This window comes from Pseudomonas sp. LBUM1644, assembly GCF_059716195.1.
The window spans coordinates 2983864-2999190 of sequence record NZ_CP166812.1 but is presented as its reverse complement, the minus strand read 5'-3'; the positions used below and the strand labels follow the sequence as shown (position 1 = coordinate 2999190).

The 15327-nt window shown below is 60.5% G+C and carries 13 protein-coding genes; all 13 read left to right on the top strand.

Annotated features, from left to right (window positions below):
- The first annotated feature begins 172 nt into the window (after nucleotides 1-172).
- The 13 genes from arnB to ACA052_RS13430 all read left to right on the top strand — a co-directional run bounded on the left by arnB (nucleotide 173) and on the right by ACA052_RS13430 (nucleotide 15322).
- Nucleotides 173-1321 carry a UDP-4-amino-4-deoxy-L-arabinose aminotransferase gene (gene arnB, locus ACA052_RS13490; protein ID WP_497650126.1) on the top strand — a complete coding sequence of 383 codons (1149 nt, stop codon included), beginning with the start codon at nucleotides 173-175 and terminating at the stop codon, nucleotides 1319-1321.
- Complete coding sequence (arnC, locus tag ACA052_RS13485) at nucleotides 1318-2337, top strand: undecaprenyl-phosphate 4-deoxy-4-formamido-L-arabinose transferase (protein WP_497650125.1); 1020 nt, start codon at nucleotides 1318-1320, stop codon at nucleotides 2335-2337. The genes arnB and arnC overlap by 4 nt, the downstream gene beginning before the upstream one ends.
- Nucleotides 2334-4325 (top strand): bifunctional UDP-4-amino-4-deoxy-L-arabinose formyltransferase/UDP-glucuronic acid oxidase ArnA, encoded by a 1992-nt coding sequence (gene arnA, locus ACA052_RS13480; protein ID WP_497650124.1) that lies wholly within the window; start codon nucleotides 2334-2336, stop codon nucleotides 4323-4325. Before arnC ends, arnA begins: the two co-directional genes overlap by 4 nt.
- Nucleotides 4325-5209 (top strand): 4-deoxy-4-formamido-L-arabinose-phosphoundecaprenol deformylase, encoded by an 885-nt coding sequence (gene arnD / locus ACA052_RS13475; RefSeq protein WP_497650123.1) that lies wholly within the window; start codon nucleotides 4325-4327, stop codon nucleotides 5207-5209. The genes arnA and arnD overlap by 1 nt, the downstream gene beginning before the upstream one ends.
- Nucleotides 5206-6855, top strand: coding sequence for a lipid IV(A) 4-amino-4-deoxy-L-arabinosyltransferase (gene arnT / locus ACA052_RS13470; RefSeq protein ID WP_497650122.1), 1650 nt, complete (start codon nucleotides 5206-5208; stop codon nucleotides 6853-6855). Before arnD ends, arnT begins: the two co-directional genes overlap by 4 nt.
- Nucleotides 6852-7196: a 4-amino-4-deoxy-L-arabinose-phosphoundecaprenol flippase subunit ArnE gene (gene arnE, locus ACA052_RS13465; RefSeq protein ID WP_497650121.1), complete on the top strand. Its 345-nt coding sequence runs from the start codon at nucleotides 6852-6854 to the stop codon at nucleotides 7194-7196. The genes arnT and arnE overlap by 4 nt, the downstream gene beginning before the upstream one ends.
- Nucleotides 7193-7594, top strand: a complete 402-nt coding sequence (gene arnF / locus ACA052_RS13460) for a 4-amino-4-deoxy-L-arabinose-phosphoundecaprenol flippase subunit ArnF (protein WP_497650120.1) — start codon at nucleotides 7193-7195, stop codon at nucleotides 7592-7594. Before arnE ends, arnF begins: the two co-directional genes overlap by 4 nt.
- Nucleotides 7591-8976 carry a UDP-glucose dehydrogenase family protein gene (locus ACA052_RS13455; RefSeq protein WP_497650119.1) on the top strand — a complete coding sequence of 462 codons (1386 nt, stop codon included), beginning with the start codon at nucleotides 7591-7593 and terminating at the stop codon, nucleotides 8974-8976. Before arnF ends, ACA052_RS13455 begins: the two co-directional genes overlap by 4 nt.
- Nucleotides 8976-10565: an ArnT family glycosyltransferase gene (locus ACA052_RS13450; RefSeq protein ID WP_497650118.1), complete on the top strand. Its 1590-nt coding sequence runs from the start codon at nucleotides 8976-8978 to the stop codon at nucleotides 10563-10565. The genes ACA052_RS13455 and ACA052_RS13450 overlap by 1 nt, the downstream gene beginning before the upstream one ends.
- Nucleotides 10566-10835: 270 nt before the next feature.
- Nucleotides 10836-12014 carry an MFS transporter gene (locus ACA052_RS13445; RefSeq protein ID WP_497650117.1) on the top strand — a complete coding sequence of 393 codons (1179 nt, stop codon included), beginning with the start codon at nucleotides 10836-10838 and terminating at the stop codon, nucleotides 12012-12014.
- A 159-nt stretch (nucleotides 12015-12173) separates the two neighbouring features.
- Entirely contained in the window at nucleotides 12174-12857 is a 684-nt protein-coding gene (locus ACA052_RS13440) for an HPP family protein (RefSeq protein ID WP_497650116.1), read from the top strand.
- A 203-nt stretch (nucleotides 12858-13060) separates the two neighbouring features.
- The gene (locus ACA052_RS13435; RefSeq protein ID WP_497650115.1) at nucleotides 13061-14167 is read left to right on the top strand and encodes an enoyl-CoA hydratase/isomerase family protein; all 1107 of its coding nucleotides are present in this window, start codon (nucleotides 13061-13063) and stop codon (nucleotides 14165-14167) included.
- 3 nt (nucleotides 14168-14170) lie between these two features.
- Nucleotides 14171-15322: an acyl-CoA dehydrogenase family protein gene (locus ACA052_RS13430; protein WP_497650114.1), complete on the top strand. Its 1152-nt coding sequence runs from the start codon at nucleotides 14171-14173 to the stop codon at nucleotides 15320-15322.
- The last annotated feature ends 5 nt before the right edge of the window (nucleotides 15323-15327 follow it).

Sequence of the window (15327 nt, the reverse complement as noted above, 5' to 3'; positions counted from 1 at the left end):
TCACCCCGCCACGCGTCAAAGCTGCCGAACCGGCCAGCAAAAGTCAATTGAAGCTGTTTATCGCAATGCGCAAGTAACTCACTGATGCAGCATTCATTTGAGCAGCTAGGCTTTGGAGTGGATCCAAGTATTGTTCAATGAACACCGCCGATCTTTCAGTCATGAGGTGCCCATGAGTCAGGCTTTTCTCCCCTTCTCCCGCCCCAGTATCGGTGACGAAGAAATCGCCGCCGTAGAGCAAGTATTGCGCTCGGGCTGGATCACTACCGGGCCGAAAAATCAGGAACTCGAAGAGCGCTTTGCCAACTTCGTGGGATGTCGACATGCCGTGGCGCTGTCCTCGGCCACCGGTGGCATGCACATCACGCTGCTGGCATTGGGAATTGGTCCAGGCGATGAGGTCATTACGCCGTCGCAAACCTGGGTCTCCACCGCCAACATGATCAGTCTGCTGGGCGCGACCCCCGTGTTCGTTGATGTTGACCGCCACACATTGATGAGTGATCTGGCCAGTATCGAAGCAGCGATCACTCCTCGCACTAAAGCGATCATTCCCGTGCATTACGCCGGCGCTGCGTTCGATCTCGACCCACTGTATGCGCTGGCCGACAAGCACGGCATCGCTGTTATCGAAGACGCCGCCCACGCGGCCGGCACGTTCTACAAGGGCCGTCATGTCGGTGCCCAAGGCACGGCGATCTTTTCGTTCCACGCGATCAAGAACATGACCTGCGCCGAAGGCGCAATGTTCGTCAGCGACGATGAAGCGCTGGCCAGTCGCGTGCGCATGCTCAAGTTTCATGGCCTTGGTGTCGACGCCTACGACCGCCTGACCCATGGCCGCAAGCCTCAGGCCCAGGTCATGGAGCCCGGTTTCAAATACAACCTGGCCGACATCAATGCCGCCATCGCCCTGGTCCAGCTTGAGCGCCTGGATCAGATCAATGCCAAGCGCACCGAACTGGCCCGGACCTATTTGCAGCGGCTGGAAGGCCTGCCGGTGCAACCCCTGGCACTGCCCGCCTACCCGCAGCAGCACGCCTGGCATTTGTTCATCCTGCGCATCGATGCCGAACGCTGTGGGCTCGACCGGGAAGCGTTCATGAAGGCCCTGCAGGAACAGAACATCGGCACGGGCATTCACTTCATCGCCACGCACCTGCACACGTACTACCGCCAGCGTTACCCGGACATTTACCTGCCCAACACCGAATGGAACTCGGCGCGGCTGTGCTCGATCCCGTTGTTCCCCGACATGACCACCGACGATGTCGAGCGCGTGGTCGGCGCCATCGAAAACATTATGGACAGACGCCTGTGAAACCTTATCCGATCCGCTGCGTATCGATTGTCATCCCGGTCTACAACGAGCAAGACAGCTTGCCCGAGTTGCTGCGGCGCACTGAAGCCGCGTGCCAGCAGTTGCACCATGACTACGAAATCGTGCTGGTGGATGACGGCAGCCGCGACAACTCCGCGCAGATCCTCGAGGACGCCGCCAATCGCGAATGCAGCCCGGTGGTGGCGGTCATTCTCAACCGTAACTACGGCCAGCACGCGGCAATCATGGCCGGTTTCGAACAGTGCAAGGGCGATGTCGTGATCACCCTTGACGCCGACCTGCAAAACCCGCCCGAAGAAATCCCGCGCCTGGTGGCCCAGGCCGAGCTGGGCTATGACGTGGTCGCCACGGTCCGCAGCAATCGCCAGGACTCAGCCCTGCGGCGCTGGCCGTCGAAGCTGATCAACCTCGCCGTGCAGCGTTCCACCGGCGTCGCCATGACCGACTACGGCTGCATGCTGCGCGCCTACCGGCGGACCATCGTCGACGCCATGCTCGCTTGCCGCGAACGCAGCACCTTCATCCCGATCCTGGCCAACAGCTTCGCCCGGCACACCACGGAAATCCTGGTGACCCACGCCGAGCGCGAACACGGCGAATCGAAGTACAGCCCGATGCGCCTGGTCAACCTGATGTTCGACCTGATCACCTGCATGACCACCACGCCGCTGCGGCTGTTGAGCATTGTCGGCTTTGCCATGGCCGGGTTAGGCGTGCTCTTCGCCACCGCGTTGATCGTCCTGCGCCTGGCCTTCGGCGCCAGTTGGGCCGGGGATGGCACGTTTGTGCTGTTCGCCGTGTTGTTCGTTTTCACCGGCGGGCAATTCATCGGCATGGGCCTGCTGGGCGAATACCTGGGGCGCATGTACAGCGACGTCCGCGCCCGCCCCCGGTTCTTTATCGAAAAAGTCTTGCGTAGCCAGCCCGCTGCCCCTGCTCCCGTTGTCACCGTTGACGGCCTTACTTCCACTTCTTCCGATCAGGTTCTCTCATGAGTGCAAAAGCTGTTGTTTTCGCCTATCACGATATTGGCTGTGCCGGCATCGAAGCCCTGCTCAGCGCCGGCTATGACATCGCCGCCGTGTTTACCCACGCTGATGATCCGAAGGAAAACGCCTTCTACGGTTCCGTGGCGCAGCTGTGCGCCCGCAACGGCATCCCGGTGCACGCCCCGGAAGACGCCAACCATCCGCTGTGGATCGAGCGCATCAGCAAGCTCAACCCGGATTACCTGTTCTCGTTCTACTACCGCCACCTGTTGAGTGAGCCGCTATTGGCCACGGCCAGTAAAGGCGCGTTCAACCTGCACGGCTCATTGTTGCCGCGCTACCGTGGCCGCGCACCGGCCAACTGGGTGCTGGTCAACGGCGAAACCGAAACCGGCGTGACCCTGCACTGCATGGTCAAGCGTGCCGATGCCGGGGCCATTCTCGCCCAGCAACGGGTGGCCATTGAACGCAGCGACACCGCGCTGAGCCTGCACGGCAAACTGCGCGTGGCCGCCACTGACTTGCTGCGCGACACACTGCCCGCGCTGCTCGCCGGTACCGTCAGCGAGGCGCCTCAGGACGAATCCAAAGCCACGGTGTTTGGTCGCCGCACGCCGGAGGACGGCAAACTGGTTTGGCAAAAACCGGCGGAAGAACTGTTCAACCTGGTCCGTGCCGTGACCCAACCGTACCCGGGCGCTTTCTGCGCCGTGGGCGAGCACAAACTGATCGTCTGGAACGCCGAGGTTGCCAAGGGCAACGAAGGCCTGGCACCGGGCCGGGTGATCAGCGTCGATCCATTGCGCATTGCCTGTGGCGAAGATTCGCTGGTGATCCGCGCCGGCCAACGTAATGACAATGGCCTGTACCTGAGCGGCCCGCAATTGGCCAATGAACTGGGATTGGTGGACGGCTCCGTGTTGCGTGGCGCCGAGTCGGGTCGTACCCCACGTCGCACTCGCGTGTTGATCCTGGGCGTCAACGGGTTCATCGGCAATCACTTGTCCGAGCGCCTGCTGCGTAACGACCGGTACGAAGTGTATGGCCTCGACATCGGCTCCGACGCCATCGACCGTCTGCGCACCCATCCGAATTTCCACTTTGTCGAAGGCGATATCAGCATCCACTCCGAGTGGATCGAATACCACATCAAGAAGTGCGACGTGGTCCTGCCGCTGGTGGCGATTGCCACGCCCATCGAATACACCCGCAACCCGCTGCGCGTGTTCGAACTGGACTTCGAAGAAAACCTGAAACTGGTGCGTTACTGCGTCAAATACAACAAGCGCGTGATCTTCCCCTCGACCTCGGAAGTCTATGGCATGTGCCAGGACCAGAACTTCGATGAAGACTCCTCCAACCTCATCGTCGGTCCGATCAACAAGCAACGCTGGATCTATTCAGTCTCCAAGCAACTGCTCGACCGGGTGATCTGGGCCTATGGCCAGAAAGGCCTGAACTTCACCCTGTTCCGTCCCTTTAACTGGATGGGCCCACGCCTGGATCGCCTGGACTCAGCGCGCATCGGCAGTTCCCGGGCCATTACCCAACTGATCCTCAATCTGGTGGAAGGCACGCCGATCCGCCTGTTCGATGGCGGTGAGCAAAAACGCTGCTTCACCGACATTGCCGACGGCGTCGAAGCCCTGGCGCGGATCATCGACAACGACAACGACGCCTGCAACGGCCAGATCATCAACATCGGCAATCCGGACAACGAAGCGAGCATTCGTCAGTTGGGCGAAGAGCTGTTGCGTCAATTCGAAGCTCACCCGCTGCGTGACAACTTCCCGCCGTTCGCCGGCTTTCGTGATGTTGAAAGCAAGGCGTTCTACGGCACGGGCTATCAGGACGTGTCCCATCGCAAACCGAGCATCGCCAACGCCAAGCGTCTGCTGGACTGGACGCCGACCGTCGAGATGAGTGAAACCATCGGCAACACGCTGGATTTCTTCCTGCGTGAAGCGATGCTCGAAATCGCGGACAAGCGTTGATGCGGGCAGGCCTTCGGATCGATGTCGACACTTACCGAGGCACCCGTGAGGGGGTGCCTCGGCTGCTGGAAATTCTTGATGAAGCGCAGGTCAAGGCGACGTTTTTCTTCAGTGTCGGGCCGGACAACATGGGGCGCCATTTGTGGCGCCTGATCCGGCCGCAATTCCTCTGGAAAATGTTGCGTTCCAACGCTGCCGGCCTGTACGGCTGGGACATCTTGCTCGCCGGCACTGCGTGGCCCGGCAAACCGATTGGCCGAGACCTTGGGCACTTGATGCGCCAGGCCCAGGCCGCCGGTCATGAAATCGGCCTGCACGCCTGGGATCACCATGGCTGGCAGGCGAATGCCGGGCGCTGGAGCGACGCGCAGCTTGTGGAGCAGATTCGCCAGGGCGTGGACACGCTCAGTGGCATCCTAGGGCAACACGTCGGGTGTTCGGCCTCTGCCGGTTGGCGGGCGGACGAGCGCGTGATCGAGGCCAAGGAGGCTTTCGGCTTTCGCTACAACAGCGACTGTCGCGGCCAGAGTCTGTTCCAGCCGGCATTGGCAGACGGTGGTTTGGGCGCACCGCAGATTCCGGTGGACCTGCCGACCTTCGATGAAGTGGTTGGCCCGACCGTGGCCGCCAAGGACTTCAACGCCTTCATGCTTGATCGCTTCACCCCCGGAAAACTCAACGTCTACACGATCCATGCCGAAGTGGAAGGGATTCTGATGGCCAACGAATTTCGCCAACTGCTGGTCGATGCGCGCCAGCGGGGCATCTGTTTTCAACCCTTGGGCGATCTGCTGCCCGAGGCCCCCGACACCCTGCCGACCGGCCGCGTGGTGCGTGGCGTTCTCCAAGGTCGCGAAGGCTGGCTGGGAGTGCAAGGCGCATGACCAAACGCTGGGCATTGCCGCTGTTACTGGCTGTTTGCGCTGTGGCCTATTTGCTGCCATTGGGCACCCACGGCTTATGGATTCCCGACGAAACCCGCTACGCCCAGATCAGCCAGGACATGCTTCTGAGCGGCAACTGGGTGTCGCCGCATTTCATGAGCCTGCGCTATTTCGAAAAACCGGTGGCCGGTTACTGGATGATCGCCATCGGCCAGGCGTTGTTTGGCGACAACCTGTTCGGTGTGCGCTTCGCCTCTGCGTTCAGCACCGGGCTCAGCGTGGTGCTGTGTTACCTGATCGCCCGCCGGCTCTGGAACGAGCCACGCAAAAGTTTCGCCTGCGCGCTGCTCTACATGAGTTTCACCGTGGTCGCCGGGCAAGCCGGCTACGCCAACCTCGATCCGCAGTTCACCTTTTGGGTCAATCTGAGCCTGGTTGGCTTGTGGTTTGCGCTGGACAGCGTCAACCGGGGTCAACGCCTGGCCGGCTGGACCGTACTCGGCCTGGCCTGCGGCATGGGCTTCATGACCAAGGGGTTTCTGGCCTGGCTGCTACCGGTGCTCGTCGCCGTGCCCTGGATGCTCTGGCAAAAACGCTGGCGTGAACTGCTGATCTACGGCCCGCTGGCGATTGTCGTGGCCATCGCTGTCAGCCTGCCGTGGGCGCTGGCGGTGCATGCGCAGGAGCCCGATTACTGGCGATTCTTCTTTTGGCACGAACACATTCGCCGTTTTGCCGGGGACGACGCTCAACACGACGCGCCGTGGTGGTTTTATCTGCCGTTGCTGGTTGCGTTCAGCCTGCCATGGGCGGCGTTGCTGCCGTCGGCGCTCAAACAAGCGTGGGCGACACGCCGCCAGGCCAGCATCGGTTTCCTATGGTTGTGGCTGCTGATGCCGCTGATGTTTTTCAGCATGAGCAACGGAAAACTGCCGACCTACATCATGCCGTGCCTGCTGCCACTCGCCTTGCTGTTGGGCCATGCATTGGCCGACCGATTGCAGCGTGAGCAAGGCCGGGTGCTGGGCATCAATGGCTTGCTGAATCTGCTGCTGGGCCTGACGGTGCTGCTTGCGCTGGTCTACCTGCAACTGAAAAAGCCGATTTACGGCCATGAACTGCATAACCTGGTGCTGGTGTTCATCGGCCTGATCGGCTGGATCATGGCCAACCTGTTGCAAGCCTTCCGGCCCCTGCAATGCTGGGCGGCGCCGGCGTTCGGCAGCCTGCTGCTGATTGGGTTCGTGCCGGCCGGACTGCCGGAATCGGTGGTGGCCAACAAAATGCCCGATCAATTCATCCTTGAACATTCCACGGAACTCGGTCAGACCGATCGGTTGCTGAGCAACGACCTGGGTGCCGCTGCGGCGCTGGCGTGGCGCCTGAAGCGCCGGGACGTGGCGTTGTACAACACGATAGGCGAATTGAAATATGGCCTTGCCTATCCTGACGGCGTACAGCAACGAGTCGATCCGGATGCCGTCCAGGCGTGGATGCGCGAAGCGCGCCAGAAAGGTTCGGTCGGTGTGGTCATGCGCATCAAGGGTGACGACGAATTGCGCGAAATCGAAAGGCTGCCAAAGGATGGCAAACACTATGAACAGGGCAATCTCGTGATTCTGCTTTTCCCTCGGGAGGCGTCATGAGCCTTATCCTGCTATTGGCCGCGTGCCTGCTGACCTGCCTGGGCCAGATCGCGCAGAAATACGCCGTGGAAAGTTGGCGCGACAAGCCGTCGGTTTGGAGTGAGAAGTTGCGTTCGCCGTGGCTATGGCTGGCGCTCGCCTCGTTGGGCGCGGGGCTGCTGGTGTGGTTGCTGGTGTTGCAGCGACTCGAAGTCGGCATTGCCTACCCGATGCTGAGCCTGAATTTCGTGCTGATTACCCTGGTCGCCCGCTTCGTTTTTCACGAAACCATCGACCGTCGCCACTGGCTGGGTGTAGCGCTGGTGATCGGTGGCGTGGTTCTGCTGGGGCAACACACATGAACCTTCGTCGCGGAATCACCTTCGCCCTGGGCAGCGTGGTGCTGGTCAGTGCCGCGCAGTTGGGCATGCGCTGGAGCATGAGTCGCCTGCCCTCCCCTGAACACTGGTTGACCGCCAGCGTCGATCTGTCCGCCATCGCCGTGGTGCTGGGCGCGATCTTCGCTTATGCCCTGTCGATGCTCTGCTGGCTCGTCGCCCTGAAGGATTTGCCCTTGGGCCGGGCGTACTCGCTGCTGAGCATCAGCTACGCGCTGGTGTACTTGCTGGCCGCCAGCCTGCCGCTGTTCAACGAAGATTTCAGTCTTTCAAAAAGCCTCGGGGTGGCCCTGGTCATCCTCGGCGTCATCACCATCAACTCTCGACCTGCTCGCGCGCCCGAACTCAGGAGTGCCCCATGAAAATCAGTGTATTTGGTAGCGGTTACGTTGGCCTGGTGCAAGCAGCCGTCCTGGCTGAAGTGGGCCATGACGTGGTCTGCATGGACATTGACGAGAAGAAAGTCGAGTTACTCCAGCAAGGCCACGTGAGCATTTTCGAACCGGGGCTGGCCAGCCTGGTGCGTGAAAGCCTGGAGGCCAAACGGTTGCAGTTCACCACGGATGAGAAGCTCGCGGTGCAGCATGGCCAAGTGTTGTTCATCGCAGTCGGCACACCGTCCCGGGACGACGGCTCGGCCGATTTGCGCTACGTGCTGTCGGTAGGCGACGCGGTCGCGCGCCATCGCGAACAACCGGTGATCCTGGTGGAGAAATCCACCGTGCCCGTAGGCACTGGCGATACGTTGCGCGCGCACATCGACAAATGCCTGGTCAAAGTGGGCCGGTTGCTGCAATTCGAAATCGTGTCCAACCCGGAGTTCTTGAAAGAAGGCTCGGCCGTGGCCGATTGCCGGCGTCCTGACCGGATCGTCATCGGCTGCGAAGGCGATGCGGTGCGTGACGTGATGCGCGACCTGTACGCGCCATTCAACCGCAACCATGACCGCATCATGTTCATGGACCTGCGCAGCGCCGAGCTGACCAAGTACGCCGCCAATTGCATGCTCGCGACCAAGATCAGCTTCATCAACCAGATTGCCGAACTGGCTGAACACCTGGGCGCCGACATCGAATCGGTGCGCCTGGGCATCGGTGCCGACTCACGCATCGGCTATCACTTCATCTATCCCGGTTGCGGTTATGGCGGCTCGTGTTTCCCCAAGGACATGCGCGCCCTGATCCACAGCGCCGAAGAGGCCCATTGCTCAAGCGACCTGCTGCAAGCGGTGGAGGCGATCAATCAACGGCAAAAACACAAGCTGTTCGAGCGCATCAATGCGTTCTACAAGGGTGATTTACGCGGCAAGACCTTCGCCGTGTGGGGCTTGGCGTTCAAACCCAACACCGATGACATGCGCGATGCGCCGAGCCGGGTCCTGCTGGAATCGCTGTGGGCGGCCGGGGCCAATGTTCGTGCGTTCGACCCGGAAGCCATGCAAGAAACCCAGCAGCTCTATCCCGACGAATCGAAGTTGATGCTGATGGGCACGCCGGAATCGGTGTTGTCCGGGGCCGACGCGCTGATCATCTGCACCGAATGGCAACAATTCAAAGCGCCGGACTTCAACTTGATCCAGCAACGGCTCAAAGCCCCGGTGATCTTTGACGGGCGCAACCTCTACGACGCTGAACGCCTGGCGCGCAGCGGCTTCATGTACTTCCCGATGGGGCGCGGTGAGTCGCGCAAGTTGCCGATCCCGCATCAACAGTGGCCGTTGGCCTCGGTCGTCGCTGGAATATGATGTCGGCGCCGGTTCGCCAGCAGTCCCTGATGGTGGGCCTGCTGGCGCTGGTTCTGTTCAGCGCCGGCGTGTATCAGCAAGCGCCGATCGGTTTCGATTCGCGGTTCGTGCTGTTTGCCCAGGAAATGTTGCGCCACGGGCCGACGGTGTTTCCCACCACATACGGCCAGCCTTACGCCGATTATTCGTCGATCTCGACGGTGTTCATCGGGTTGTTGTCCCTGCCGTTCGGAGAGGTCAACAGCTTCAGCGCCTGGTTTCCGAGCGCCATCGCCGGGGCGGTGATCGTCACATTGATGTACCGGTTACTGGCGCCCTACTCCACACGATGGGCGCTGCTCAGCATCGCGCTGATGCTGATGACCAACACTTTTGTCACCGAAACCCGAGCCGTGTCTCAGGACTTGATGCTCGCGGCGGACGCGTTCGGGGTGTTTTATCTGGGTTACGCCGCTGATCATTTTGCGACGCGCCGACGCTGGCTGTTGATTTTTGCGTTGTTGCTGCTGGGGTTCGGGATTCGCGGACCGATTGGTCTGGTGGTTCCTACCGGCATGCTTTGCAGCTATTACCTGGTCAATCGGCAATGGACGCGGTTGTTCGGTTTCAGCCTGACGGCGGCCGTGCTACTGGCGATGTGTGTCGGCGTTTTGTTGTGGCTGGCCGAAACCGTTGGCGGCCCGACGTTTATGCACGATGTAGTGCGCATGCAATTCATGGGACGCCTGGATGGCAGCGAAGGTGTCAGCGGTTCGTTGTATTACTTCACCAGTTCAGTGGGCAACTATGCACTGGCGTATCCGTTGGCGCTGTTGGCATTGGTCGCTGTCTGGCTGACCAGCCCGCGTCAGGCCGGACCCGAGCTGAGGCTGTTGCAGTATTGCGCCGCGGCTGGGTTGATCGTGATGGTCGGGTTGTCGATTCCCCAGGCGAAAAAGGCCCGTTACCTGCTGCCGATGTTGCCCATGGCGGCGATGATTGCGGCGTATCCGTTTCAGGCGGCGCACGGCCGGGTGTTCGCTTGGGTGCGGGTCTTTATGCAAGGGTTGTGGTTGTTGATCCCGGCGTTGTTGATCGGGACATTACTTTTCGCCAAGCGACGGTTTCCGGAGCAGCTGCCGACTCAAACGGCGGTGTTGATCGTGCTCGGCGTGCTGCAACTGATCGCATTGGCAGCGCTTTCCAGGCCTCGCTGGCGGGCCGAAACGCTGGCCTTTTGTGCGGTCCTGGGAGTGTGGTCGGTGTACATCCTGGTATTTGAACCGGTCGAACGACGGCTCTACGACACCCAGGCCTTCAGCCGCGCAGCCTTTGCGCTCGTCCAGAAAGACCCCGCGCCGCTCGTGCTGCACGGCATGGGCAAGGACGCCAAGGCGATCAAGTTCATGGTCAATATCCAGCAGGATCTGAAACCGGAGTTTACGGAAACCATTCAGGAACTCGACAGTGAAACGGGGCCTGCCTGGTTGATGATGGATCTAAGCGATTACAACGCACTGCAAGGCACTGTTACTGGTGCGCTACCGCCGGTGTTGAGCGGGCGTTTCGATAAGAACGATTTTGTGTTGCTGCACCTGCCAAAACCTTGACTTCGCGCCCTTGTAGGAGCTGCCGCAGGCTGCGATCTTTTGATCTTGCATCTGGTATCGCCGAAGATCAAAAGATCGCAGCCTGCGGCAGCTCCTACATGGGCGGCGTTCGGTAGCGTAATAGGTATCGCCTGGTCAGGCCTCATCGCGAGCAAGCCCGCTCCCACAGGGAAACGCATTCCAAATGTGGGAGCGGGCTTGCTCGCGAATGGCCGCAACACGGTCCCGCGTCAAACCCTACAGAATCTAAATAAGGACATTTGCCCCACCGTGGCCACTTACTCGCTCGTTATCCGCCGCTTGATGATCGTTTCCCTGACCATTGTCGTCAGCCGCGCCATCACCAGCCCGCTGCTCACGCTGTTCTTGAGCAACAAACTCGGCCTCAACCAACAGGACGTTGGTTTGCTGCTTGGGGTCGCGGTGTTCATCGCCACCCTGCTGGCCCTCTACGGCGGCTACGTGATCGACCGCCTCGAAAAACGCCGGCTGTTGATTCTCGCGATGCTCTCCAGCGCCATCGGCTTTGTGCTGCTGACCTTTGCCGAAAACCTGTACCTGACCACCGCCATCCTGGTGATCACAGAAACGGCCTCGGCGTTGTTCCTGATCGGCTCGAAGGCGATCCTCAGCGAAAACCTGCCCATGGGCCAGCGCGCCAAGGCTTTTTCCCTGCGCTACACGCTGACCAACATCGGCTACGCCACGGGCCCGATGCTCGGCGTGGTGATCGCCGGCGTGTACCCGATTGCCCCATTCCTGATCGCGGGAGGCATCGCATTTTTCAGCATTTTCCTGATGATCGGCATCCCGAAAGATTCGGCGCAGACGCCCGCCATCGGCCAGCCGCAAAGCTTCCTGAAAACCCTGGTCACCCTGAAGAACGACCGCACGCTGATCATGTTCACCTGCGGCTGCCTGCTCAGCACGGTCGTCCACGGCCGCTTCACGTTGTACCTGTCGCAATACCTGCTGGTGACCCATGACTCCAAGCGTGCCCTGCAAACCATGGCCGCCCTGCTCGCCTGCAACGCCATCAGCGTTATCTTGCTGCAATACCAGATCGGCCGGTTCCTCAAGCGTGAACAACTGCGCTACTGGATTGCCGGCGGCACCAGTCTGTTCATTGTCGGCTTGATCGGTTTCAGCCTGGCCGACAGCCTGGTGTCGTGGTGCATCGCCATGTTCGTCTTCACCCTGGGTGAAATGATCATCTACCCCGCCGAATTCCTCTTCGTCGACACCCTGGCCCCGGAAGAACTGCGCGGCAGTTACTACGGCGCACAGAACCTCGCGGCCCTCGGCGGTGCCTTGAGCCCGGTGATTTGTGGTTTCCTGTTGATGCACGCGCCAGCGCCAACGATGTTTTATGCCCTGAGTGCGCTGACCGCGATGGGAGGTTCCCTGTGTTTCCTGGCCGGGCGCAGGGTGGCGATACAGCAATATTAGTGCACTGAAACTGCATTAATATGAATTTGTCAGCATCTGGAATGATCGGCACACTGTGCCTTGTTCCTCCCCCAATAGTTGGAACTCCTTCAAGGGCTTTCTGGATAACCCAGCTAAGCCTTTTTTTTCCTGGTTTTTTGTCATTGGATCTTCACGAACATGCTCGCTCGCTGGTTGCCCGCCGCCATCAACACTCGCCCCTCGGAATGGAGTCGCGCAGCCATCGGCATGTCCCTGGGCACGCTATTCAGCGTCTGGCTGTGCAGCCAAGTGTTCGGCATTGCGGTGGCGCAGCACCTGGTCGGTCCGCTGGGTGCTTCAGCGGTGCTGTTGTTCGCCGTGTCCTCCGGCGCCCTCGCCCAGCCGTGGTCGATTCTGGGCGGTTACTTGAGCGCCGGGGTGGTTTCACTGCTGGTGGCTCACGTGCTTGGCCGCACCCTCGGCAGCGCTTGCCTGGCGGCGGGCATGGCGCTGGTGCTGATGTGCTGGCTGCGGTGCTTGCATCCACCCGCCGGGGCGCTGGCCTTGATCCTTGTATTGGCGGACCCCGCCACCATTGCCATGGACTGGAAGGCCCTTGGCCCGGTCATGCTCGGCGCAGCCACGATGCTGCTCAGCGCCTTGGCGTACAACAACCTGACGCGTATTCGTTACCCCAAACGGGCCAGCGAACCGGTCGTTATGGATAAGCAGGCCATCACTTCCGAGGACCTGAAACTTGCCATGGCAGACATGGAAGCATTCTTTGACGTCACGCCAGAAGACCTGGAACAACTGATACATATCAGTGAGTTACACGCAAAACGTCGCAGTATTGGTGAGGTATTTTCTAACAAACCTTGAAGATCAAAAGATCGCAGCCTGCGGCAACTCCTACACGGCCATACTGTAGGAGCTGCCGAAGGCTGCGATCTTTTGCGTATCGCAAAAATGCAAACTAAACCTGCACGTATCCCGGTTGTACATCACAAATTTGCACTGTTACGATCCGGCATCGCTCGCGCGCGAGCTTCTCTATAAAAAACAATAAAAGCAGGAAGTTATCGATGACTGCTCAGGTTTCATCCCAGGAGATCAACGCCATGGATGCCACGCAAAATGAAATACTGGCCGAGGTTCGCAACCGCATCGGTCACCTGACCCTCAATCGCCCCGCCGGCCTCAATGCCCTCACCCTCGACATGGTCCGCCGACTGCAACGCCAGCTCGATGCCTGGGCCGAGGATTCGCAAGTCAACGCCGTGGTATTGCGCGGCGCGGGCGAGAAAGCGTTCTGTGCCGGCGGCGATATCCGCTCGCTGTACGACAGTTTCAAAAGCGGTGACACGCTGCACGAAGATTTTTTCGTCGAGGAATACGCCCTCGACCTCGCCATCCACCACTACCGCAAACCGGTGCTCGCCTTGATGGACGGCTTTGTCCTCGGCGGTGGCATGGGCCTGGTGCAAGGTGCCGACTTGCGGGTGGTTACCGAGAAGAGTCGACTGGCGATGCCGGAAGTCGGCATCGGTTATTTCCCGGACGTTGGCGGCAGCTACTTCCTGCCGCGCATTCCCGGTGAGCTGGGCATTTACCTGGGGGTCAGCGGCGTGCAGATCCGCGCCGCCGATGCGCTGTACTGCGGCCTGGCCGACTGGTACCTCGACAGCGACAAACTGGGTGTGCTGGACGAAAAACTCGATCAACTCGAATGGCACGACACGCCACTCAAAGACCTGCAAGGCTTGCTGGCGAAATTCGCCGTGCAACAAATGCCCGATGCGCCACTGGCGGCATTGCGTCCGGCCATCGACCACTTCTTCACCCTGCCCGATGTGCCGAGTATTGTGGAGCAACTGCGTGAAGTAACTGTCGCGGACAGCCATGAATGGGCCACAACCACCGCCGACTTGCTGCAAAGCCGTTCGCCGCTGGCCATGGGCGTGACCCTGGAAATGCTCCGTCGCGGTCGGCACTTGAGCCTGGAAGACTGCTTCGCCCTTGAGCTGCACCTGGACCGCCAGTGGTTCGAGCGCGGCGACCTGATCGAAGGCGTGCGCGCCTTGCTGATCGACAAAGACAAGACCCCACGCTGGAACCCGCCGACCCTGCAGGCGCTGGACGCTGAACACGTCGCGAGTTTCTTCACCGGGTTCGACCAGAGCGAGCGCTAAGCCATGAACGATATCGAATTGAGTGAAGAGCAAGTCATGATCCGCGACATGGCACGGGACTTTGCCCGTGGTGAAATCGCGCCTCACGCACAGGCTTGGGAAAAGGCTGGCTGGATCGATGACGGTCTGGTGGCGAAGATGGGCGAGCTGGGATTGTTGGGCATGGTGGTGCCTGAAGAATGGGGTGGCACTTATGTCGATTACGTCGCCTACGCGCTGGCGGTGGAGGAGATTTCCGCCGGCGACGGTGCGACGGGCGCGCTGATGAGCATTCACAATTCGGTGGGTTGCGGGCCGGTCCTGAACTACGGCACCGAAGCACAGAAACAGGCCTGGCTACCGGACCTCGCCAGCGGCCAGGCGATCGGCTGTTTCTGCCTGACCGAACCGCAGGCCGGTTCCGAAGCGCATAACCTGCGCACTCGCGCCGAACTGCGTGACGGCCAGTGGGTGATCAACGGCGCCAAGCAATTCGTCAGCAATGGCAAGCGCGCGAAACTGGCGATTGTGTTTGCAGTGACCGATCCGGACATGGGCAAGCGTGGCATCTCGGCATTCCTGGTGCCGACCGATACCGCGGGTTTTATCGTTGATCGCTCCGAACACAAGATGGGCATCCGCGCGTCCGATACCTGTGCAGTGACCCTGAACAACTGCACGATTCCCGAAGCCAACCTGCTCGGCGAACGCGGCAAAGGCCTGGCGATTGCCCTGTCCAACCTCGAAGGCGGTCGCATCGGCATCGCCGCGCAGGCGTTGGGCATTGCCCGTGCGGCGTTCGAAGCGGCACTGGCCTACTCGCGGGATCGCGTGCAGTTCGGCAAGCCGATCATCGAGCACCAAAGCATCGCCAATATGCTGGCCGACATGCACACCCGGCTGAATGCCGCGCGGCTGCTGATCCTGCATGCGGCACGGTTGCGCAGTGCCGGTAAGCCGTGTTTGTCGGAGGCGTCGCAGGCCAAGCTGTTTGCGTCGGAAATGGCCGAGAAGGTCTGTTCTTCAGCGATGCAGATTCATGGCGGATATGGGTATCTGGAGGACTACCCGGTGGAGCGTTACTACCGGGATGCGCGGATTACGCAAATTTATGAAGGGTCGAGCGAGATACAGCGGATGGTGATTGCCCGGGAACTGAAAAACTATTTGGTTTAAAAGCA